This is a genomic window from Rhodococcus sp. NS-SX18 (genome assembly GCF_057367935.1).
In genome coordinates, this window is sequence record NZ_CM170633.1 from 2,301,402 (window position 1) to 2,322,788 (window position 21,387).

Consider the following 21,387-nt stretch of genomic DNA (forward strand, 5'->3'; position numbering starts at 1 on the left):
CTCATCTGCGCAGCAACTGTGCGACCAGCCGGCGTCCCTGCCCGAGCGACACGTCGGGCAGATACGCATGCCCGACGGCGAGTCCGATCCTGGGCAGTGCTGCAGCGTCGGGGAAGACCATGTACATGGGCCGGTGCTGCGGCTGGAACTTCGCCTTGAAGGCGAGCAGGGACCGGAATCCGTAGACCGGCTCGAGGGTGCGGCCCAGCAGATCGAGCAGCGCGTCGAGTGCGCCGCGGTCGAATGCGTCGGCGGCCGGGTCGGTTCCGGCGAGCGGCGCGCCGGACAAGCTGAGGAACTCGAGACCCTCCTCCTGCGCGGACATCGCGGCGGAGGCGATGAGGAATTCCATCGCGGGACGGAATCCGTCCGAGCGGCGGCGCATGAAGTCCAGCGTCAGACCGATCAGGGCGCCGTCCCGGTAGACCGGCAGCCACGAGGTCACCGCGTGCACGCGGTCGTGCGCGTCGATCGCCAGGAGCAGCCGCACCTCGGGGTCGCGCAGCTCCTCGAGCCCGCCGAGGGTGAAACCCATCTCGGGGAGGCCCTTGTCGGCGACCCACTCCTCGGAGATCTCCACGATCTGTTCCGTCACCGCCAGCGGAGCCTCCGTGAACGTCGTCCACCGTGCCTGCACTCCGTCCTTGACGGCGCGGTTGAGCGCGGTGCGCACGTCCTGGAACCTCTTGCCCTTGAAGGCGAGGCCGGGCAGCGCCACCACCGTCTCCTCGGCTACCCGTAGGCAACTCCAGCCGTGGTCCCGGCCGATCGCGGCGGTGCCCTCCCCGACGGAGTAGAAGCACGGGGTCCAGCCGTTGCCGAGACAGTACGTGGCGAACTCGTCGACCGCCCGCTCGAGGTCGGCCGGATCGCCCACGGGATCACCGGTGGTCAGCGCGACACCCGAGTGCACCCGGTAGGCGACGGCGTGCCGGCCGTCGTCGGCGAACCAGTACCGGTTGCCGCTCCACGTGGTCATCCAGGACAGGGAACCACCCCCCGGGTGGTGCAGCAGCGCGCGGACGCGGAGCTCGTCGCGCGGATCGTGCCCGACGGCCGGGACCACGAAGCTGCGCAGCATCAGCAGGCAGAACGTGACCCACACGACGACTCCGGCCCACTCGAACAGCAGCGTGGCGGGCGATGTCAGCGGCAGCACGGGCGGTTCGAACAACTGCAGGTACACCGGCGGGACGAGCCGCCGCGGCGCGTCGCGCAGCAGCGTGCCCATGCCCGGATCGCGGTCGAAGTCGTCGGAGAGAAGAGTTCCCAGCGCAACGTAGGCCACGAGGGCGACGCCTGCGGCGGCCCCGGTGCCCAGCCACACGCGGGGATAGGTGCCACGCGGTGCCCGCACGCCGAACAACCGCCGGGTCGCCAGCAGCAGTACGAGCACCGCGACGAGGGCGAGCAGCGGGGCGAGTTCCGTGGAGACCGAGCTGCTGCGGCGCGCGCCGTGCAGCAGCGAGCGGGTCTCGTCCTGCTCGGTGACCTGCACGATCACGCTCACTGTGGCCACGGCGATCAGTGCGGCATGTCCCCACACCGACAGCAGCCAGGCCGCGCGACGCCCACGGCGCAGACCCTCCGCTCCGACCAGCAGCACCGCCGACGGCATGAGGTTCATCACCAGGGGCCCGATGCCCGACAGGCGCAGCGCCTGCTGCCCCTTGCGGCACTCGTCACGCAACGCCGGGTCCGCGCAGACGTCGACCAGCTCCCGTGCGGTGTAGGGGACCTGGTCGAAAAGCTCGCGCAGCGCGGACAGCGGGCCGATGGCGTGGGGGGAGAACGCCGCGAGGACGGGCCCGAGGACGCTCGCCGCCACGACGAGCGCCACCAGGGTGCGGCGCTCCCGCACCGTGCCGCCGAGTGCCGGACCGCGGGCGGCCCGCCCGAACAGCACCGGACCGAGGAACAGCCCCGTCAGCGCCGCACAGAGGCGGGTGACGTCCTGCAGGTGGCCGGCGAACAGCGCGGTCGTGACGAGGAACGCCAGCAGCAGGGTGCGAATACGGCGACGCCACAGTGTGCCCATCGCCGCGGTGGCCGCGAGCAGGGTGCCCAGGATCCACGGCAGCGGGTCCTCGATCAGGTGACCGTGCAGTGCGAAGCCCCACGAGTTCGGCACGGAAGACGCGAGCAGCGCCACGACGAGCGCGAGCGCGGCCCCTGTGCCCTGCGAGACGATGGCGGCCACCGCGAACCTGCGGGCACCGATCCGGTTCTCGACGGGCACGGCGACCGCAAGAATCGCCGCGGTCGCGAGAACGTACTCGCCGAGACCGGAGGCGAACAGCCCGGAGGTCCACAGCACCCACACGCGGCCCTCGCCGATGCTGCCGGTGCCCAGCGAGATCTGGAGGGCCAGCTCGCGCGACGGGCCGTGCAGCACCGAACCGGCGACGAGTCCGGCCACCCAGATCACCGCGAGCAAGGTCAGGGACACCGGAGCCCGGCGCAGCACCCGGCCGGCACGCGCCGTCATCGAGCGACGAGGCCGAGTCGTCGGCTGAGCCACGGTAACTCCTTCTCCAGTCCGGCCGACCACACCGCGAAGCTGTGTGCGCCGGGCAGCTCCGTCAGGTGGACGTCCATTCCGGCGGCCGCGGCCGCTGTCGTCAGTTGCTCCAGTCCGGAACGATATTCGCGGTCGTCGAGACCGACGACGAAGACACCCGCCGATCCGGGGTACCGGTTGCGGGTCAGCAACTCGGCCGGGTTGTTGCGCGCAAAGGCGGCCGCGTCGCCGCCGAACACCTCCCGGACGGTGCGGTCCCGGTCTCCGATAGTGGGTTCCGCCTGTCCCGACAGGTCGAGGAAGGTCGGGTAGACGTCGGGCCGGGTGGTCGCCAGCTGCAGGGCGCACGTCCCGCCGTAGGAGAAGCCGCCGATCGCCCATCCGGACGGATCGGGGTCGACCTGCAGCTGCCCGCGCACCCAGGCCGGCACGTCGACGGTCAGGTACGTCGCCACGTTGCCGAGATGCGAGTCGACGCACAGCGGGTTGTCGAACTGCCCGCCGGTTCCGTCGGCCAGCACGACGACGGGTGCGAGACCGTCGTGCTCCGCCGCGTAGGCGTCCATGATCTGTGTCAACCGTCCGCCGACGAGCCAGTCCTCGGTGCCACCGGGCTGGCCGGCCAGCAGCACCAGCACGGGCAGCTCGGGTCGCGGGTCGGCGAAGTACGCCGGGGGGAGGTAGATTCGCGCGTCCCGCGCACGGAATCCGGAGACAGCCCCCGGTATCCGTGCGGTCGTCACGGCCCCGGTTTTCGGCAGGTCGCCGGGCGGTGTCCAGTTCTCCGACAGCGGTCGCCGGTCGATCGTCGCTGTCGCCGGGCCCAGGGCCTCGGCGAGCGGCACCGTGCGGTAGTTACTCAGACCCAGGGCCGCACGCACCGTCGGATAGGCGTCGTACACCGCGTTGACCTGACCCGCGGCGGCCACCACCACCGCCACGACGGCCACGACGAGACCGGCCGCGGCCAGCGGTCGCCGGTCCCGGTGCCGGACGACCCACCGGCCGGCGCCGAGCGCGATCGCGAGGACCGCCAGGCCGGACCACACGTACACCGAGCGTGGCAGTCGGTCCGGAAACGGTCGCCACACCTGCTCGACGAGCACGGCCGCCGCGAGCACGAGCACGACCGCGGAAGCGACGGCCACGGGAACCCACACGACGAGCCATCGGCGGCTCCGGCGTGCGAGGAGCACGGTGAAACCGCCGAGGGTGAGGACGACGAACACCACGGCGGCGGCCGTCGTGGTCAATCGCACGTCGAGCGCTGCCTCGACGAGTCCGGACCACGACACGACCTCCAGTATGCGCGAGGCTCCCACCGGCGCACCGGGATCGGCGATAGTGGAGCAATGGAACCGGTACCCGAGGACTGGCAGCGTGCGCTCGTGATCGCCGCGCACCCGGACGACATCGAGTACGGTGCGGCGTCGGCGGTGGCGCGGTGGACCCGCCAGGGCAAGGACGTGCGGTACGTGCTGGCGACCAGCGGTGAGGCCGGCATCGCAGGTCTGCCACCGGCCGAGTGCGGGCCGCTGCGTGAGCAGGAGGAGCGGGCTTCGGCTCGCGTCGTCGGAGTCGAGGTGGTGGAGTTTCTCGGGCACCCCGACGGCCGCCTGGTGGCCGGACCGGAACTGCGTCGCGATCTTGCGGCGGCGATCCGGCGTCACCGTCCGGAGATGGTGGTGACCGGCCATTTCGGGCTCACGTGGTTTCCCGGTGTCCTCAACAGTGCCGATCACCGGGCCCTGGGACTGAGCGTGCTCGACGCGGTCGCCGACGCGGCGAACGAGTGGATCTTCCCGGAGCTGACCGAGCAGGGACTGCCGCCGTGGCCGGGAGTGCGGTGGGTCGCGGTGAGCACGACGTCACCTACTCACGCGGTGGACGTCACCGACACGGTCGAGGCCGGTGTCGCGTCCCTGGCCGAGCATCGTCGCTACCTCGAAGCACTCGCGCCCGACCCCGTGATCGACCAGGCCCGGGCGCAGGTGGAGTCGGCCACCGCGGCGCTGCCCGGCTTCGACCGGGCCGCCGGCTTCGAGCTCTACACGTTCGGGGGCTGAGCAGCGGGCACGAGGACGACTCCGGCGCCGGGTACGGCCTCCACGTCGACGGGCAGCGGGCCGAGCGGCTCGCCGTCCGCGTAGGCGGAGATGCCGGGACATTCGAGCCGGACTCGCCGGGTGCGGCGTACGGTCACCTCGTCCAGCTCGACATGGGTGCCGCGATAGACGGTCGGGAACAGGCGCAGCAGGCGGGTCCTGTTGGCCGAGGTCACGATCACGATGTCGAGGAGGCCGTCGTCGAGACGTGCGTCCGGGGCGATGCGCATGCCGCCCCCGTAGGTCGAGGCGTTGCCCACGGCCACCATCGTCGCCGCCACCTCGAGGTCGTTGTCGTCCAGCGTGATGCGGTACGGGAGCAAGCGCAGATGTGCCAGTTCCGCGACCATCGCGACGTTGTAGCGCAGCCGGCCGCGCGGCCGCCGCATCCGGTTGGCGCGGTCGGTGACCAGTGAGTCGAAGCCGCTGGCGAGCACGGTGCCGAACCAGTAGTCCGGCCGGCCGGCGGCCCGGACCCGGCCGAGATCGATCGTCCGCGTGGACCCGTCGGCGACCACGTCGGCCGCGGCCACCGGATCCGACGGCAGATGCAGGACGCGGGCCAGATCGTTGCCGGTTCCGGCCGGGACGATGCCGAGCGGTATGCCGGTCTGCGCGAGTGCCTGCCAAGCGAGCCAGACGAGCCCGTCCCCGCCGACCGCGACGAGTGCCCCGGTACCGGCGGCCACGGTGTGCCGTACCAGTTCGAGCGAGTGATCCGGGGTGTCGCCCGCGATCTCGGTGACGTGCAGGCCCCGTTCGCGCAACCGGGCCGTGGCAGCTCTCGTCGCGCGCGCGGTACGCGGACCCGCGGCCGGATTCGTCAGGACGGTGACGGATTCGATCACGGCAGCAGCTTTCCAGGGTTGAGGATGCCTCGGGGGTCGATTGCGTCCTTGACCGCACGCAGCAGGCCGGTGCCGAGTGTGCCGATCTCCTCTGCCATCCAGGGCCGGTGGTCCCGGCCCACGGCGTGATGGTGGGTGACCGTTCCGCCGGCCGTCACGATCGCGTCCGTCGCGGCACGCTTGGCTGCCGACCACTGCGTGAGGGGATCGTCCGCCTGTGCGCACACGACGGTGAAGTACAGGGATGCTCCGGTGGGGTAGGTGTGCGAGATGTGACACAGCACCAGCGGTGGGGTGCCCTGGTCCTGCAGTGAAGCGGTGAGCGCGTCGGTCACCGCGGTCCGCAACCGCCCCAGATTGCTCCAGGTGGTGGCGGTTTCGAGGGTCTCGGCGAGTGCCCCCGCCCGCAGCAGCGCGTCGCGCAGGTGCGGTGCGTCGAATCTGCCGTGCTCCCAGGTCCGGGCCGGTTCCTCGCCGAGGTCGGTGCCGCCGGTGGCTGCAAGCAGCGCATCGATCTCGGCGGCGCGGGCCCGCACGTGGTCGGCGGTGCCCTCGACGGTGGTCACGGCCAGGCAGCCGGTAGGGGCGGTCGAACCGATGTGTTCGTGCATCGCGAGGTTGACCGCGGTCTCGGACTCGTCCGACAGACGCAGCACGGTGGGGACGGCGCCGGTCTGCACCAGGGTGCGCAACGCGTCTGCACCCGTGGCGAAGTCCGGGAAGGACCAGGCGCGACGGGCGACCGCGGTGGGGATCGGGTGGATGCGCACGCCGACCTCGGTGACGATGCCGAACAGTCCCTCGGAGCCGAGGAACAACTGCCGCAGGTCCGGCCCGGCGGCCGAGGCCGGGGCGCGGCCTGCCCGCACGGTACCGCTCGGCGTGGCGACGACGAGATGCTCGACCATGTCGTCGAATCGGCCGTAGCCCGCAGACGCCTGGCCGGAGGACCGGGTCACGGCGAATCCGCCGACGGTCGCGTGGCGGAAACTCTGCGGGAAGTGCCCGAGCGAGAAGCCGTGGGCGCCGAGCAGTTCCTCGGCCTGTGGTCCGGTCGCGCCGGCCTGCAGCGTCGCCAGACCGGAGACCGGATCGAGATCGGTGAGCGCGTTCATTCGTCGCAGGTCCACTGCGACGACGGTGTCGAATCCGCCGCGCACCGGGTCCAGTCCGCCGACGACGCTGGTGCCGCCGCCGAACGGAACGACGGCGATCGCCTCGCCGGCGCAGTAGTCGAGTACGGCGAGTACCTCGTCGTGGCTGCCGGGGCGCACCACCGCGTCGGGGGCTTCCTGCGGACCGGGGTCCTGTCGTCGCAGCAGGTCGAGGGTGCTCTTGCCGCCGGCGTGGCGGAGCCGGGCCGCGTCGTCGTCGGCGACCTGCCCGGGACCGACGATGCGTTCGAGGCTGTGGCGGTGCCGGGTGTCCAGCCGGGAGGGGAGGAGCCGCACCGCGGTTTCGGGCAGAGACGGGGCCCGGCGGGTGTCCACGCCGAGGGCCTGTTGCAGCAGGGCGCGGACGCCTTCGCCGAGTTCCTTCCGGCGATCCGCCGTACCCCACGCGTCCCACTCCATCTCGGTGGCAGCGGACGGATGTCGGGGTGTGAAGCTCGCAGTCATGCGTTACAGTGTTACATACAATGTCTATCCGTAACGAAGAATTCCGGTCGTCGGGCGCGCCGGCGACGACCGTCGAGAATCAGATCCTCGACGCCACCCGCTCCTGCCTGCTCGACTTCGGGCTGCGGCGCACCACCCTCGCCGAGGTGGCGCGCCGCGCCGGTGTCAGCCGCCCCACGGTCTATCGCCGCTGGCCCGACACCCGTGCCCTGGTCGCGGACCTGCTCACCCGGGAAATCCGCGCTGTCCTGCCGGATCTCGGCGGCGAGGGACCCGTCCGCCCGCGGATCGTGCGGGCCGTCGTGACGGCCGTCGACGAGATCGGCACGCACCCGCTGTTCGAGAAGATCCTGCGGTCGGATCCGGACCTGCTCATGACGTACATCGTGGATCGGCTCGGCACCAGCCAGCACGCGGTGCTCGAGGTGCTGACCGGTGCGCTCACCCGCGGTCAGCGCGACGGCACCGTCCGCGCCGGGGACGCCCGTACGCTCGCCGCGTTCGTACTGCTCACCGCCCAGTCGGTCGTACAGTCCGCCGGAATGATCGCCGAGGTGGTCGACCGGGAGGCGCTGCTGACCGAGCTGGCGCACGCCGTGGACACCTACCTGGCCCCAGCCGGAGAGGATCGACCGTGACCGGACCTGCCTCCAGCGCCCTCGACGCCGCCCGCAGACGGCGGGAACTCGACGACCTCGCCGCCCACCCCTCCGTCGACGTGCTCGTCGTCGGCGGTGGCGTCACCGGCACGGGCGCCGCCCTCGACGCGGCGGCACGCGGCCTGAGCGTCGTCCTCGTCGAACGTCACGATCTCGCCTTCGGCACGAGCCGGTGGAGCTCGAAGCTCGTCCACGGCGGACTGCGCTACCTCGCCACCGGGAACATCGGCATCGCCCGCGAGAGCGCCGTCGAGCGGGGCATCCTGATGACCCACACGGCGCCGCACCTGGTGCGGGCGATGCCGCAGCTGGTACCGCTGCTGCCGTCGGTGGGCCGCGGCGAGGCTGCACTCGTGCGCACCGGGTTCCTCGCCGGCGACGCCCTGCGCGTCTCCGCGCACACGTCGTCCGCGGTGCTGCCGCGCTCGCGTCGCATCGGCGCGGGACGCGTCGCCGACCTGGTGCCCGCCGTCCGGCGCGACGGGTTGCGCGGGGGACTGCTCGCCTACGACGGCCAGCTCGTCGACGACGCCCGGCTCGTCGTCGCTCTCGCCCGCACCGCCGCCTCGCACGGTGCCCGCATCCTCACCCGCGTCGACGCGCATTCGGTCACCGCCGGCGGTGCCGTCCTGCGTGACACGCTCACCGGCACCGAGATGCGGGTGACGGCCGCTGCCGTGATCAATGCGGCCGGCGTGTGGGCCGGACAGGTGGATCCTTCGATCCGGCTGCGACCCAGCCGCGGCACGCACCTCGTCCTCGACGCCGCCGCCCTCGGCAACCCGACCGCCGCGCTCACCGTGCCGATTCCCGGCGCCACCAACCGATTCGTCTTCGCGCTGCCCGCGCAGTCGGGCCGGATCTACCTGGGTCTGACAGACGAGGCGGCGCCCGGTCCGCTGCCGGACGTCCCGCAGGCCACCGACAGCGAGATCGATTTCCTCCTCGACACCGCCAACACGGCCCTCGCCACGCCCCTGACCCGCAACGACGTCCTCGGGACCTTCGCGGGACTGCGGCCGCTGCTCGACTCGTCTGCACCGGGCACCGAGACCGGGGATGCCACCGCGGACCTGTCACGCCGGCACGCAGTCGTGCGGTCCGAAGCCGGTCCGATCGGCATCGTCGGGGGCAAGCTCACCACCTACCGGCGGATGGCGCAGGACGCCGTCGACGCGGCCGTCGAGACGGCCGGGCTGCGTGCCGGGCCGTGCCGCACCACCCGGCTCGCCCTCGTCGGCGCGGCCCCGCCCGGCGTGCTGCGCACCGTCGCGGCCCCGCCGAACCTGGTGCGGCGCTACGGCACCGAAGCTGCGCGGCTCGCCGTGGGCCCGCATGCACTCGAACCGATCGCCCCCGGACTCGACGTCAGCCGTGCGGAACTCGAGTTCGCGGTCACCCACGAGGGCGCCCTCGATGTCGACGACCTCCTCGACCGCCGCACCCGGATCGGACTCGTACCCGGTGACCGGGCCCGGGCGCTCCCCGCCGCCGGTGACGTGCTGAGCGACGTACCGGACTGACCCCGGCGGCGACCGGTGTGACGCCCGCCGCACTCCCGCCGATCGGGAATCGCAGGTGTGCCCGCGCCCGTTGCCCCTGCCATGGACTTGTTCACACCCGTCACTCTCGGAGATCTCGAGCTCGCCAACCGGGTCGTCATGGCCCCGCTGACCCGGCTGCGGTCCGGACCGTCCGGTGTTCCCGGCGACCTGGTGGTCGAGCACTACCGGCAGCGGGCGAGTGTCGGGCTGATCATCACCGAAGGCACCTACCTGAACCACGAGTCGCAGGCCTTCGTCGGCCAGCCGGGAATCGTCACCGACGCGCAGGTGGCCGGTTGGCGAAGGGTGGCCGAGGCGGTGCACGCCCGCGGCGGCCGCATCGTGATGCAGGTGATGCACGGCGGACGTGTGACCCACCCCGACGTGAACGGCGGACGGCGGGTCGTCGCTCCGAGCGCGATCGCGATCGACGGCGTGGGGCACACCGAGAAGGGCAAGCAGACGTATCCGGTACCGCACGCGCTGAGCGCCGACGAAGCGCGGGGGATCGTCGAGGAGTTCGTCGCCGCGGCGCGCCGGGCGATCGAGGCCGGGCTGGACGGCGTGGAGATCCACAGCGCCAACGGCTACCTGCTGCACGAGTTCCTATCGCCCGCCGCCAATCAGCGCACGGACGAGTACGGCGGCTCTCCGGAGAACCGGGCTCGCTTCGTCGTCGAGGTGGTCACGGCGGTGGCGTCGGCCATCGGCCCCGGCCGGGTCGGACTGCGGATCTCGCCCGAGCACAACATCCAGGATGCCTACGAGACCGATCGCGACGACGTCCTCGCCACCTACGGCGCCCTCCTCGACCGGCTCCGTCCACTGGGCCTGGCATACCTCTCCGTGCTGCACAAGGATCCGGCCGGCGAGCTGGTGCAGGAGCTGCGCCGGCGGTTCGGCGGCAAGCTGATCGGCAACAGCGGCTTCGGCTCGCCGACCACCCGGGACGAAGCGGTGGAGCTGATCGAGGCCGCCCATGCCGACGCCGTGGCCGTGGGCCGGGCGGTCCTCGCGAACCCGGACCTGGTCGAGCGCTGGGCGGGGGAGCACCCGGAGAACCAGCCGCAGCCGTCGTTGTTCTACTCGTCGGGCGCCGAGGGCTACACCGACTACCCCTTCCTGCACGCGGGCTGAACACCGCGGCTCTGCCCGGCTCCGGCAGCCGGGCAGAGCCGGCCGGGTGGCCGCGCGCCTCGTGGTCACCTGCCGCCGACCAGGCCTCCGGCGCCGGGGTGCGTGCGATCCTCCCGCGCCTCGGACGACGTCGGCTCGCGCCTCGATCCGATTCGGAGCATTCGGCTGCGGGGCCTACGTCGGTGCGCGATAGTCTGAGGCGGCAGTCGGGCGGGCGCCCGCGACGGACTCGGGAGTGGACGACACCGTGGGAGAATTGCAGCCCGGTTCCGTGTTCGCCGGGTACCGCATCGAACGCCGCCTCGCGACCGGGGGCATGGGCAGCGTCTACCTGGCGCGGCATCCCAATCTGCCGCGTTTCGTCGCACTGAAGCTGCTCGACCTGTCGGCGACCGCGAACCCCGGCAACCGCAGCCGGTTCCTCCGGGAGGCCGACCACGTGGCGCGGCTCGAGCATCCCAACATCGTCACCGTGTACGACCGCGGCAACGTCGGCGACCAGTTGTGGATTGCGATGCAGTACGTGGACGGCACCGATGCGGTGGGTGCGCTGCGAGAGGGTCCGATGCGTCCGGCGCGCGCCGTGCACATCGTGTCCGAGACCGCTCGGGCACTCGATCACGCGCACGCGCACGGTGTGCTGCACCGCGACGTCAAGCCCGCGAACATCCTGCTCGCCCCGAGTAGTGGCAGTGAACCGGAGCGCGTCCTGCTCGCGGACTTCGGGATCGCCAAGGGTCTCGGCAGCACGGCGGTCACCGAGACCGGCATCCTCGTCGCCAGCCTGCAGTACGCCTCCCCGGAACAGATCGAGGGACGGCCGCCCGGTCCTCGCACCGACGTCTACGCCCTGGGCTGCACGCTCTATCAGCTGCTCACGACCCGGCCCCCCTTCCCGGGAACCGAGGCGGCGCATCTGGTTCACGCACATCTGCACTTGCCCCCGCCGCGTCCCACCGTGGCGAGGCCGGAGCTGCCACCCGCGCTCGACGCGGTGATTGCCCGTGCGATGGCCAAGCGACCCGAGGACCGCTTCCCCACGTGCGGCGCGCTGGCCGCCGCCGCGCGCGCCGCTCTCGACGAGCCGGTCACCGAGCCGACGCGGACGGTCGCCGCCGCATCGACCCCCGCCTCGCTGCATCCCGGGCCCACCGCCGCGTCCGAACCTCCGACGGCGCGTTCCCGGCGGCCGTTGTTCGTGCTGCTGGGCGTGGTGGCGGCTGTCGCGCTGGCCGGGGCACTGACCGGGATTCTGCTCGCCCGCGACGGCTCGCCGGACGCGGACGTACGGGCCGGCGTCTCGGCCACCGGACAGGCCGCCACTCCCGGGCCGGCCACGCCTCCTTCCGCGTCCGCTCCCGCCACGGCGGAGATCACCGACCTCACGACCTCCGCCCTCGCACCGACGACCACCGCCGTGCCGCAGAGCCGGCCGGACCGCATCCCCGTCGCGCAGGCAGGTATCCGGGGCTTCGACGACGACATCGGGCCGCGCTGCAACGCTGCCGACGAGGCGGTCGCGGTGGCGCGCACCTCGGAGTCGCGGGTGCTGGTGTGCCGCAACGGGTTCGACGACCTGTACTACAGGGGTCTACGGCTCAGCGACGGCGCCGACATCGAGCTGGCCGATGCCGTCCCGGATGCCACCGGATTCACGGTCGTCTCGGGACCCGTGCGGTACACGTTCGACCGGAACGAACTGCTGATCATCGAGAACGGAACGGTCACCACCCGCGAACAGGTGCTCCAGTTCTGGTCGGCGTATCCCTGACGGCCGCCCGGGACGACGGGATCGGCCCGGCGCCCGAGGGCGCCCCCGCCGCCGGTGACGCCCTCGGTCGCCCGGGCCGACCCTCCGCCGCTCGCAGAGTGCGAGAACCCGGTGTGGCAGTCTGAATCGATGCGAGTGGCAGTGGTTGCCGGGCCGGACGCCGGGCATGCGATCCCCGCGATAGCCCTGAGCTTGCGGCTGGCCGAGGCGGGCGACGACCCGGTCCTGTTCACCGGCGAGCGGTGGCTGGGCCTGGACCTCGACGGCGTGACCCTCGCGCCGCTCGCCGGCCTGGCGCCGCGTCCGGAGGACGACGACGCCGATGCCGGTGCCCGCATCCATGCCCGCGCCGCGCACATCGCGTCGGAGATGCTGCCCGGGCTCAGCGCCCTGCTGCCCGACCTCGTCGTCTCCGACGTCCTCACCGCCGGCGGCGGCATGGCCGCGGAACGTCTCGGCATCCCCTGGGTGGAGTTGTCGCCCCATCCGCTGTATCTGCCCTCGCGGGGGTTGCCGCCCGTCGGCAGCGGTCTCGCCCCCGGCACCGGCCTGCGCGGCCGGGCGCGGGACGCTGTGCTGCGGGCGGCGACCGCCCGCTCGATCCGGCAGGGGGAGCGCGAACGGGCGCAGGCCCGCGTCGGGATCGGCCTGGCCGCGCGGGACCCGGGGCCGGCAGCCCGGCTCGTCGCCACCCTGCCGGCCCTCGAGGTGCCGCGACCAGACTGGCCCGTGCAGGCGCACGTCGTGGGTCCGCTGTTGTGGGAACCCACCCGCGAGGTCCTGGAGCCGCCCTCCGGTGACGGACCTCTGGTGATGGTGGCGCCGTCCACCGCGGCCACCGGGGTGCCCGGCCTGCTCGACGCCGTGTGCACGGGTCTCGGCGGCTCCGGGATTCGGATCGTCGTCGCGATGCTCGAGCCGCCCGAGCGGACCTGGCCGGACGGGGTCGTGGCGGGGCACGGCCGGCAGGATCTACTGCTCGAGCAGGCCGACGTGGTGGTGTGCGGCGGCGGGCACGGGATGCTCGCCAAGGCGCTGGGTGCCGGGGTGCCCGCGGTGGTGGTGCCGGGCGGCGGCGACCAGTGGGAACTGGCCAATCGGGCCGCCCGGCAGGGCAGCGCGGTCGTCGTGCGGCCGCTCGACCCCGGCGCGCTGCGGGCGGCCGTGGACACCGTGCTGGCCGAGCCGCGCTTCGCCCGGGCGGCGCGCCTGGCCGCCGCGACGGCAGCGCAGGTCGAGGACCCGGTGAAGGTCTGCCGCGGCGTCGTGCGGTCGGCGCGGTGACATGGGCGCGGTGACATGGGCGCGGGGACATGGGCGCGGGGACATCGGCGCGGCGACGGGGGCCGGGGCCGGGGCCGGGGGCGCTGCGCCGGGGCCGGGGCAGGTGCCGGAAGCGACTACCGTGGCACAGGTGCGATTGACCGAATTCCACGAGTGTGTCCGCAACGAGTTCGGGCAGATGCGTGGCGATGCCCTGCTCCGTGACCACGTACTGCTCTCCCTCGGCGGGTGTACCGCGGCCGAGGCCATCGAGGCCGGGCAGGAACCTCGCGAGGTGTGGCGGGCCCTGTGCGACGAATTCGACGTCCCGCCCGCGCGGCGGTGAACCGCACCGTTCCGTTCGAACAATTGTTCGCCTATGCTGGGGCGCGGGTGGTGGAGAAGTAGTCCACAGGCGTCCGATTCATCCACAGATCCGGCCGCTCGCCGGTCGGGACGGCGAACTTGTCGGTGCCGGACTCTAACGTCATCGGCAAGTAAGACGAGACTCGAAAAGGGGACCACGATGGCACCACAGGCACACGATCGCGACAAGGCGCTCGAACTGGCGCTCGCGCAGATCGACAAGAGCTTCGGCAAGGGCTCGGTGATGCGCCTGGGGGAGGAGTCCCGCCAGCCCATCGCCGTGATCCCGACCGGCTCGATCGCACTCGACGTCGCGCTCGGCATCGGTGGCCTCCCGCGCGGACGGGTCGTCGAGATCTACGGCCCGGAATCCTCGGGTAAGACGACGGTCGCGCTGCACGCAGTCGCCAACGCCCAGGCCGCCGGCGGCATCGCCGCCTTCATCGATGCCGAGCACGCTCTCGATCCGGAGTACGCCCGCAAGCTCGGCGTCGACACCGACGCCCTGCTCGTGTCGCAGCCGGATACCGGTGAGCAGGCACTCGAGATCGCGGACATGCTGATCCGTTCCGGCGCACTCGACATCATCGTGGTCGACTCGGTGGCGGCGCTGGTGCCGCGCGCCGAGATCGAGGGCGAGATGGGCGACAGCCACGTCGGCCTGCAGGCCCGGTTGATGAGCCAGGCGCTGCGCAAGATGACCGGCGCGCTCAACAACTCCGGCACCACCGCGATCTTCATCAACCAGCTGCGCGAGAAGATCGGCGTCATGTTCGGCTCGCCCGAAACGACCACCGGCGGTAAGGCTCTGAAGTTCTACGCCTCGGTGCGACTGGACGTGCGGCGCATCGAGACCCTCAAGGACGGCTCCGACGCGGTGGGCAACCGCACCCGCGTCAAGGTCGTCAAGAACAAGGTGTCGCCGCCCTTCAAGCAGGCCGAGTTCGACATCCTCTACGGCCAGGGCATCAGCAAGGAGGGCTCGCTCATCGACATGGGTGTCGAGCAGGGCTTCATCCGCAAGTCCGGCTCCTGGTACACCTACGAGGGCGACCAGCTCGGTCAGGGCAAGGAGAACGCCCGCAAGTTCCTGCTGGAGAACACCGACATCCGGGACGAGATCGAGAAGAAGATCAAGGAGAAGCTCGGTATCGGGGCGGACGTCACCGCCGAGCCCGCCGACGAGCCCGCCGACTTCTGAGTCGGGCATTGGACGGCGACTCCCGTCGCGGTGACCGGCGCGGCGGCGACCGGCCCGGTGGTGGAACGGAGGCACAGGCCAAAGACCTGTGCCTCCGTCTGCTGACCGACCGGGCTCGCAGCCGCGCCGAACTCGCCGCGAAACTCGAACAGAAGGGTTTCGCCGCGGACGTCGCCGAGCGGACCCTCGACCGGTTGACGGAGGTCGGTCTCGTCGACGACGCCGAGTTCGCCCAGCAGTGGGTGCGCTCCCGCCACCTGTACGCCGGGAAGGGCAAACGCGCCCTGGCCCTGGAACTGCGCCGCAAGGGAATCGGGCAGTTCGAGGCCGCGGAGGCGCTCGAGCAGATCGACGGCGACGACGAACGCGCCCGCGCCACCGAACTGGTGCGCAAGAAGCTGCGCACCCAACCTCCGCTGCCCACGGAGGGCGACCGGCGCGAGATCGCCGCGGAGCGGGACAGGGTAGTGCGACGGCTGGTCGGCATGCTCGCCCGCCGGGGGTACCCGCAGGGCCTGGCCTTCGAGGTGGTGCGCAACGAACTCGCCGGGCACGATCCCGGGCCCGGCGAGTTCGCCACCGACTGACGCGTTACCGGCGCTTGTCGTGCTCGCCGGTGATGTCCACCCCGGGCACGGTCATGCCGGACAGGACGTTGTCGGGCGCGTTCTCGTCGGCCTCCGGCATGGCGGCCCGGTTCTTGCGCCCGGTCCGCAGGCGACGCTCGAGCCGGGTCGCGAGGACCGTCAACGCGCCGTTGAGCACGATCATGATCGCGGCCACCACGAGCAGCGACGGCAGGTAGTTGCCGAAGAACGCGCCGAGCTGCTGACCGGACCGCACGACTTCGACGTAGCCGATGAGATAACCGAGTGCGGAGTCCTTCAGGGCCACCACCATCTGCGAGACGATCGCCGGCAGCATCGCGGTGACGGCCTGCGGTAGCAGGATCAGACGCATGATCTGGCTCTTGCGCATGCCCAGCGCCGCGGCGGCCTCGGTCTGCCCGCGGGGCAGGGACCGGATGCCGGCACGCACGATCTCGGCGATCACCGAGCCGTTGTAGAGGGTCAGACCGGTGACCACCGCAGCCAGTGCCAGATACTTCGACTGGAAGACCTGGTACTCGGCGAACAGCTGGTAGGCGAAGATCATCAGGATCAGCACCGGGATGGCCCGGAACAGTTCGACGACGAACCCGCACACCGCGCGCACGGGCCGGTGATCGGAGAGCCGGCCGATCCCCAGTGCGGCCCCGAGGACCAGGGCGAGCACGATCGATATCGCCGCGGCGACGAGGGTGCCGCGGATGCCGGGGATCAGGTACGTGGTCCACGAACTCGATTCGAGGAACGGGTCCCACTTCTCGCTGGTGAGCTGCCCCTTCTCGTCGAGAGCCCGGTAGACGAAGTAGCCGACGGCGACGAGCAGCACGGCAACCGCCGCCGAGGCGATGTGGTAGAGGGTTCGCGCCCGGGGACCGGGAGCGTCGTAGAGGACGGTTGCGCGGCCGGTGCTCACCGGGACACCTCGAATCGCGTGCTCAGCCAGCCGAACAGCAGGCCCGTGGGCAGGGTCAGGATCACGAAGCCGAGGGCGAAGATACCGCCGATGAGGAAGATCTGCGCCTCGTTCTCGATCATGGTCTTCATCAGCAGGGAGGCCTCCGAGACGCCGATGACGGACGCGATCGTCGAATTCTTGGTCAAGGCAATCAGCACGCTACCGAGAGGGGCGATCACCGCACGAAACGCCTGGGGCAACACGATCAGGCGCAGATTCTGGCCGAAGGTCAACCCGAGGGAACGGCCCGCCTCGGCCTGCCCCACGTTCACGGTATTGATGCCCGAGCGCAGCGACTCGCAGACGAACGCCGCGGTGTACACGCTCAATCCCAGCACGGCGAGCCGGAAATTGTTGTCCACCAGGAAGGTCGGCGACGACTGCGGCGCCAGGCTGATGCCGAGCGTCTGCGACAAACCGAAGAGACAGAAGATGATGATCAGCGTCAGGGGGGTGTTGCGGAAGATCCCCACGTACACGGTGCCGACCGCCCGCGCCACCGGCACGGGGGACACGCGCATCCCGGCGAGGATCGTTCCGAGGATCAGCGCGCCGATCGCCGAGAGCACCGTCAACTGCACGGTGGTCCAGAAGGCGTCGATCAACTCGTCGCCGTACTTGCTCAACAGATCCACAGGTCAACTCCACCGATCGGGGACTGGGATCCGGCCGGCCCGCGACGAGTCGTCGCACGGGCCGGCCGGACGGCATGGGACGGTCAGTAGCGGTCGACCTGCGGCGGCTCCGGCAACGGGTAGCCGGACGGACCGACCGTGGACTCGAGGGCCGCCTGCCAGGCACCGCTCGCGATCATCTCTTCGATCGCGTCGTTGAGCTGATTGCGGGACTCGGTGTCACCCTTGGCCAGGCCGATGCCGTAGCGCTCCTCCGTGAACGGCTCGCCCACGACCTTCAGCTGGCCCGGGTACTGAGCCGCGTAACCGGCGAGGATGATGTCGTCGGTGGTCACGGCGTCGACCGCGCCGTTGCGCAGCGCCTCCACGCAAGCGGAGTACGTGTCGAACTCCTGCAGCTGCACATCCTGCGCGTAGGTGTCCTTGACGTTCTGTGCGGGCGTGGAACCGGCCACCGAGCACAGCCGCTTACCACCGCTGAGCGACTCCGGTCCGGTGATGTCGGTGTTGTCGGCCCGCACGAGCAGCGACTGGCCCGCGATGAAGTACGGCCCGGCGAAGTCGACCTTCTCCTTGCGCGCGTCGGTGATCGAGTAGGTGGCGACGATGTAGTCGACCTCACCGTTCTCGATGAGGGTCTCGCGCTGCGGCGACGGAGCCTCCTTGAACTCGATGTTCTCCGGCGCCACCCCCAGCTGCTGCCCGACGTACTTCGCGACCTCGACATCGAATCCGCTGAAGGTGCCGTCGGGGTTGCGCAACCCGAGTCCGGGCTGGTCGAACTTGATGCCGACGACGAGGGAGCCGCTCTCGGCGGACTGCGACACACTGCGCTGCTCGTCTCCGCCACACGCGGTGGCGAGCACAGCGACGGCTACAGCGCCGATGCCCAGGCGAACCGAGCGGGTGATTCTCATCGAGTACCTCCGTGTTGTGGGTGGTGCCGCCCCGGATCGGGTGCGGCGGCGACGCCGGGTCAGTGACTGAGGATCTTGCCGAGGAAATCCTGGGCGCGGGCGGACTTGGGTGCGGTGAAGAACGTGTCGGGATCGGTGTCCTCGACGATCTGCCCGTCCGCCATGAACAGCACGCGGTTGCCGGCCTTGCGGGCGAAACCCATCTCGTGGGTGACGACGAGCATCGTCATGCCCTCCCGGGCCAGCGACGTCATGACGTCGAGCACCTCCTGGACCATCTCGGGATCCAGCGCCGACGTCGGTTCGTCGAACAGCATGACCTTCGGGCTCATCGCCAGGGCCCGCGCGATCGCGACGCGCTGCTGCTGCCCGCCCGAGAGCTGGGCGGGATACTTCTCCGCCTGGTTGGCGATGCCGACACGGTCGAGAAGCTGCAGGGCCTGCTCCTTGGCATCGTTCTTGCCCTTGCGTCGCACCTTCACGGGGGCGAGCATGACGTTCTCGAGGATCGTCTTGTGCGCGAACAGGTTGAACGACTGGAACACCATGCCCACGTCGGCTCGCAGCGCCGCGAGCGCCTTGCCTTCCGCGGGAAGTACCTTCCCGTCCACCCGGATCTCGCCCGAGTCGATCGGCTCGAGCCGGTTGATGGTCCGGCACAGGGTGGACTTGCCCGACCCGGACGGCCCGACCACGATCACGACCTGCCCCGCAGGTACCTCCAGATTGATGTCCTGCAGCACGTGCAGGGCTCCGAAGTGCTTCTGCACCTCCGACATCGAGATCATCGGGGGTGCGCCGCCCGCCGAGCCGGAGGGCTTCTCGGATTCGACCGCCGCTGGTGTCATGGACAGAACCCTATGCTGCCCGTGCCGCCGTGCAGCAACTTTCGGAAGCCGAGTTCGGACTGCGTAATGGAAAATTTACGGTCGGCGCCGAAAGACCGGAGCCGGTTCGCCCCGCGGCGACCGGCGATGGACTAACTTGTTTCCCTTGGCGTTGTTTCCCTCGGCCCATTTCGGGCCCGGCCCGGCCCGTGAGCTAGGCTGAGACGTGTCATCGATCGACCGTGAACCCAGCGCCCCGGCCGCCCTCGACGCGACCGTCGAGGCCGGCGCCCGCACCTACGAGGTGCGCACCTATGGCTGCCAGATGAACGTGCACGACTCCGAGCGCCTGTCCGGCTTGCTCGAGGACTCCGGATTCGTCAAGGCCGGGCCGGGTGCGGCCGCCGACCTCGTGGTCTTCAACACCTGCGCGGTACGTGAGAATGCCGACAACAAGCTCTACGGCAACCTGAGCCATCTGCGGCCGGTCAAGGACGCCAATCCGAACATGCAGATCGCCGTCGGCGGGTGCCTCGCCCAGAAGGACCGCGAGGTCGTCGTGAAGAGGGCGCCGTGGGTCGACGTCGTGTTCGGCACGCACAACATCGGCAGTCTGCCGGCACTGCTCGACCGTGCCCGGCACAACCGCCGCGCCGAAGTGGAGATCCTCGAATCCCTCGAGGCGTTCCCCTCGACCCTGCCCGCCCGACGCGAGTCCAGCTACGCCGGGTGGGTGTCGATCTCCGTCGGCTGCAACAACACCTGCACCTTCTGCATCGTCCCGTCGCTGCGTGGCAAGGAGGTGGACCGCCGGCCCGGTGACATCCTCGCCGAGGTCCGTGCGCTCGTCGACGAAGGTGTGCTCGAGGTGACTCTGCTCGGGCAGAACGTCAACTCCTACGGCCGCTCGTTCGCGGACCCCGAACAGCCCCGTGACCGCGGCGCGTTCGCCGCGCTGCTGCGCGCGTGCGGCGACATCGAGGGCCTCGAACGGGTCCGGTTCACCTCCCCGCACCCCGCGGAGTTCACCGACGACGTCATCGAGGCGATGGCCGAGACCCCCAACGTGTGCCCGCAGCTGCACATGCCGCTGCAGTCGGGTTCGGACCGCGTCCTGCGCGCAATGCGACGGTCGTACCGCAAGGAGCGGTTCCTCGGGATCATCGAGAAGGTGCGTGCGGCCATGCCGCACGCGGCGATCACCACCGACATCATCGTCGGATTCCCCGGCGAGACCGAGGACGACTTCCAGGAAACCCTCGACGTCGTCGAGAAGGCCCGATTCACCAGCGCCTTCACGTTCCAGTACTCCAAGCGCCCCGGCACCCCCGCCGCGGAGATGGACGGCCAGCTGCCCAAGGCCGTGGTCCAGGAACGGTACGAACGGCTCATCGCTCTGCAGGAGCGGATCGCCCTCGAGGGAAACCGCGCACTCGTGGGTACGGAGGTCGAACTGCTCGTCGCCGCCGGGGAAGGCCGCAAGGACGCCGAGACCGCCCGCATGAGCGGTCGCGCCCGTGACGGCCGGCTCGTACACTTCCGGCCCGCGGGGAACGTCGACCGTGCGGTCCGCCCCGGGGACATCGTCACCGTCGTCGTCAGCGACGCGGCTCCCCATCATCTCGTCGCGGACACCCCGATCCTGACCCACCGGCGCACCCGCGCGGGCGACCGGTTCGAGCAGGGCCGCACACCCAAGACACCGCCCATCGGTGTCGGGCTCGGCCTCCCGCAGATCGGTGCGCCCGAACCGCTGCCGGCCCCGACGGGATGCGGCGCATGACGGCGGGCGGCCCCGACGAGGGTAGAACCCCCGGCGACGGCGCCGGGAACGACGGAAGGGATCCGATGGACGAAGTCCGTGCCGACCTCGAAGCGGCCGAACGCAAGATCGCCGGTGAGATCGACCCGGGCGCCCGGGCGCTCGTCGTCGCGGTCGCGGTGCTCGTGCTGCTCGGCTCGTTCAGCCTGCCCCACGCCGGGGCAGCGAACGCGTGGGAGGTGCTGTCCTTCGCCCCCGATGCGACCGCCGAGTCCATCGCCCTGCCGTCCCGCATCTTCGTGTGGCTCGCCCTGGTCTTCGGCGCGATCTTCGCCATCCTGGCGCTCGTCACCCGCCGATGGGTGCTGGCGTGGCTGGCGCTGGCCGGCTCCGCGGTGTCGATCGTGTTCGGCATGCTCTCGATCTGGACGAGGCAGACCCTGCCCGTCGGCGACCAGGGAGCAGGACCGGGCATCGGGCTGATCCTGGGCTGGTTCGCCCTCATGGTGCTCACCTTCCACTGGGCGAAGGTGGTGTGGACGCGCACTTCGCTCCAGCTCGCCGCCGAGGCGGAACTGCGTGACGCGGCGGCCCGGCAGGAGAACAAGGGCCTGCTCGACGACTGACCGTCCCCCGGCATCCGACGGTG

Annotated in this window: 19 protein-coding genes; 11 read left to right on the forward strand and 8 right to left on the reverse strand. The window is 71.1% G+C overall.

Features of this window, described 5'->3' with window-relative positions; translation table 11 throughout:
* Position 1 precedes the first annotated feature (1 nt).
* A complete protein-coding gene (locus AC2IPW_RS10760; RefSeq protein WP_486376991.1) occupies positions 2-2,488 on the reverse strand; it encodes a bifunctional lysylphosphatidylglycerol flippase/synthetase MprF in 2,487 nt (828 codons plus the stop codon).
* On the reverse strand, positions 2,485-3,816 hold the full coding sequence (locus tag AC2IPW_RS10765; RefSeq protein WP_486376848.1) for an alpha/beta hydrolase: 1,332 nt from the start codon (positions 3,814-3,816) through the stop codon (positions 2,485-2,487). Before AC2IPW_RS10765 ends, AC2IPW_RS10760 begins: the two co-directional genes overlap by 4 nt.
* A 57-nt stretch (positions 3,817-3,873) precedes the next feature.
* Here AC2IPW_RS10765 and AC2IPW_RS10770 point away from each other — a divergent pair, with 57 nt between their 5' ends.
* Positions 3,874-4,587, forward strand: coding sequence for a PIG-L deacetylase family protein (locus tag AC2IPW_RS10770; protein ID WP_003935642.1), 714 nt, complete (start codon positions 3,874-3,876; stop codon positions 4,585-4,587).
* Here the strand turns inward: AC2IPW_RS10770 and AC2IPW_RS10775 are convergent.
* Both AC2IPW_RS10775 and AC2IPW_RS10780 read right to left on the reverse strand, forming a co-directional pair.
* Complete coding sequence (locus AC2IPW_RS10775) at positions 4,569-5,474, reverse strand: diacylglycerol kinase (RefSeq protein WP_486376849.1); 906 nt, start codon at positions 5,472-5,474, stop codon at positions 4,569-4,571. The genes AC2IPW_RS10770 and AC2IPW_RS10775 overlap by 19 nt on opposite strands.
* Positions 5,471-7,093 carry an FAD-binding oxidoreductase gene (locus tag AC2IPW_RS10780; RefSeq protein ID WP_486376850.1) on the reverse strand — a complete coding sequence of 541 codons (1,623 nt, stop codon included), beginning with the start codon at positions 7,091-7,093 and terminating at the stop codon, positions 5,471-5,473. The genes AC2IPW_RS10775 and AC2IPW_RS10780 overlap by 4 nt, the downstream gene beginning before the upstream one ends.
* Positions 7,094-7,113: 20 nt before the next feature.
* Here AC2IPW_RS10780 and AC2IPW_RS10785 point away from each other — a divergent pair, with 20 nt between their 5' ends.
* The 8 genes from AC2IPW_RS10785 to recX all read left to right on the forward strand — a co-directional run bounded on the left by AC2IPW_RS10785 (position 7,114) and on the right by recX (position 15,621).
* The gene (locus AC2IPW_RS10785) at positions 7,114-7,731 is read left to right on the forward strand and encodes a TetR/AcrR family transcriptional regulator (protein WP_416063423.1); all 618 of its coding nucleotides are present in this window, start codon (positions 7,114-7,116) and stop codon (positions 7,729-7,731) included.
* Entirely contained in the window at positions 7,728-9,275 is a 1,548-nt protein-coding gene (locus tag AC2IPW_RS10790; protein WP_203011737.1) for a glycerol-3-phosphate dehydrogenase/oxidase, read from the forward strand. Before AC2IPW_RS10785 ends, AC2IPW_RS10790 begins: the two co-directional genes overlap by 4 nt.
* 81 nt (positions 9,276-9,356) lie before the next feature.
* Positions 9,357-10,433, forward strand: a complete 1,077-nt coding sequence (locus AC2IPW_RS10795; protein ID WP_416063657.1) for an alkene reductase — start codon at positions 9,357-9,359, stop codon at positions 10,431-10,433.
* 235 nt (positions 10,434-10,668) lie between these two features.
* On the forward strand, positions 10,669-12,204 hold the full coding sequence (locus AC2IPW_RS10800; protein ID WP_003935636.1) for a serine/threonine-protein kinase: 1,536 nt from the start codon (positions 10,669-10,671) through the stop codon (positions 12,202-12,204).
* 129 nt (positions 12,205-12,333) lie between these two features.
* Positions 12,334-13,488 (forward strand): glycosyltransferase, encoded by a 1,155-nt coding sequence (locus AC2IPW_RS10805; protein WP_040781729.1) that lies wholly within the window; start codon positions 12,334-12,336, stop codon positions 13,486-13,488.
* Between the two features lie 130 nt (positions 13,489-13,618).
* Positions 13,619-13,813 carry a DUF3046 domain-containing protein gene (locus AC2IPW_RS10810; protein WP_054373281.1) on the forward strand — a complete coding sequence of 65 codons (195 nt, stop codon included), beginning with the start codon at positions 13,619-13,621 and terminating at the stop codon, positions 13,811-13,813.
* 180 nt (positions 13,814-13,993) lie between these two features.
* Positions 13,994-15,034, forward strand: a complete 1,041-nt coding sequence (gene recA / locus AC2IPW_RS10815; protein ID WP_003935633.1) for a recombinase RecA — start codon at positions 13,994-13,996, stop codon at positions 15,032-15,034.
* A gap of 8 nt (positions 15,035-15,042) precedes the next feature.
* A complete protein-coding gene (gene recX / locus AC2IPW_RS10820) occupies positions 15,043-15,621 on the forward strand; it encodes a recombination regulator RecX (RefSeq protein ID WP_003935632.1) in 579 nt (192 codons plus the stop codon).
* Between the two features lie 4 nt (positions 15,622-15,625).
* On the opposite strand, the gene AC2IPW_RS10825 is transcribed toward recX, so the two are convergent.
* The 4 genes from AC2IPW_RS10825 to AC2IPW_RS10840 all read right to left on the reverse strand — a co-directional run bounded on the left by AC2IPW_RS10825 (position 15,626) and on the right by AC2IPW_RS10840 (position 18,937).
* The gene (locus AC2IPW_RS10825) at positions 15,626-16,555 is read right to left on the reverse strand and encodes an amino acid ABC transporter permease (RefSeq protein WP_416063427.1); all 930 of its coding nucleotides are present in this window, start codon (positions 16,553-16,555) and stop codon (positions 15,626-15,628) included.
* Positions 16,552-17,232, reverse strand: coding sequence for an amino acid ABC transporter permease (locus AC2IPW_RS10830; protein WP_003935630.1), 681 nt, complete (start codon positions 17,230-17,232; stop codon positions 16,552-16,554). Before AC2IPW_RS10830 ends, AC2IPW_RS10825 begins: the two co-directional genes overlap by 4 nt.
* Before the next feature lie 83 nt (positions 17,233-17,315).
* The gene (locus AC2IPW_RS10835; RefSeq protein WP_003935629.1) at positions 17,316-18,149 is read right to left on the reverse strand and encodes a glutamate ABC transporter substrate-binding protein; all 834 of its coding nucleotides are present in this window, start codon (positions 18,147-18,149) and stop codon (positions 17,316-17,318) included.
* Between the two features lie 59 nt (positions 18,150-18,208).
* The gene (locus AC2IPW_RS10840; RefSeq protein WP_203011861.1) at positions 18,209-18,937 is read right to left on the reverse strand and encodes an amino acid ABC transporter ATP-binding protein; all 729 of its coding nucleotides are present in this window, start codon (positions 18,935-18,937) and stop codon (positions 18,209-18,211) included.
* A 274-nt stretch (positions 18,938-19,211) separates the two neighbouring features.
* Between AC2IPW_RS10840 and miaB the strand changes: the two genes are divergently transcribed.
* Together miaB and AC2IPW_RS10850 are read left to right on the forward strand one after the other, a co-directional pair.
* Positions 19,212-20,759 (forward strand): tRNA (N6-isopentenyl adenosine(37)-C2)-methylthiotransferase MiaB, encoded by a 1,548-nt coding sequence (miaB, locus tag AC2IPW_RS10845; RefSeq protein WP_416063658.1) that lies wholly within the window; start codon positions 19,212-19,214, stop codon positions 20,757-20,759.
* Positions 20,756-21,364, forward strand: coding sequence for an Rv2732c family membrane protein (locus AC2IPW_RS10850; RefSeq protein ID WP_040781726.1), 609 nt, complete (start codon positions 20,756-20,758; stop codon positions 21,362-21,364). Before miaB ends, AC2IPW_RS10850 begins: the two co-directional genes overlap by 4 nt.
* Positions 21,365-21,387: the final 23 nt, after the last annotated feature.

Coding starts and splice junctions, on each gene's coding strand:
- AC2IPW_RS10760 (WP_486376991.1), bottom strand. CDS start 2,488: ATGACGGCGCGTGCCGGCCGGGTGCTGCGCCGGGCTCCGGTGTCCCTG.
- AC2IPW_RS10770 (WP_003935642.1), top strand. CDS start 3,874: ATGGAACCGGTACCCGAGGACTGGCAGCGTGCGCTCGTGATCGCCGCG.
- AC2IPW_RS10780 (WP_486376850.1), bottom strand. CDS start 7,093: ATGACTGCGAGCTTCACACCCCGACATCCGTCCGCTGCCACCGAGATG.
- AC2IPW_RS10785 (WP_416063423.1), top strand. CDS start 7,114: ATGTCTATCCGTAACGAAGAATTCCGGTCGTCGGGCGCGCCGGCGACG.
- AC2IPW_RS10795 (WP_416063657.1), top strand. CDS start 9,357: ATGGACTTGTTCACACCCGTCACTCTCGGAGATCTCGAGCTCGCCAAC.
- AC2IPW_RS10805 (WP_040781729.1), top strand. CDS start 12,334: ATGCGAGTGGCAGTGGTTGCCGGGCCGGACGCCGGGCATGCGATCCCC.
- recA (WP_003935633.1), top strand. CDS start 13,994: ATGGCACCACAGGCACACGATCGCGACAAGGCGCTCGAACTGGCGCTC.
- AC2IPW_RS10835 (WP_003935629.1), bottom strand. CDS start 18,149: ATGAGAATCACCCGCTCGGTTCGCCTGGGCATCGGCGCTGTAGCCGTC.
- AC2IPW_RS10840 (WP_203011861.1), bottom strand. CDS start 18,937: ATGATCTCGATGTCGGAGGTGCAGAAGCACTTCGGAGCCCTGCACGTG.
- AC2IPW_RS10850 (WP_040781726.1), top strand. CDS start 20,756: ATGACGGCGGGCGGCCCCGACGAGGGTAGAACCCCCGGCGACGGCGCC.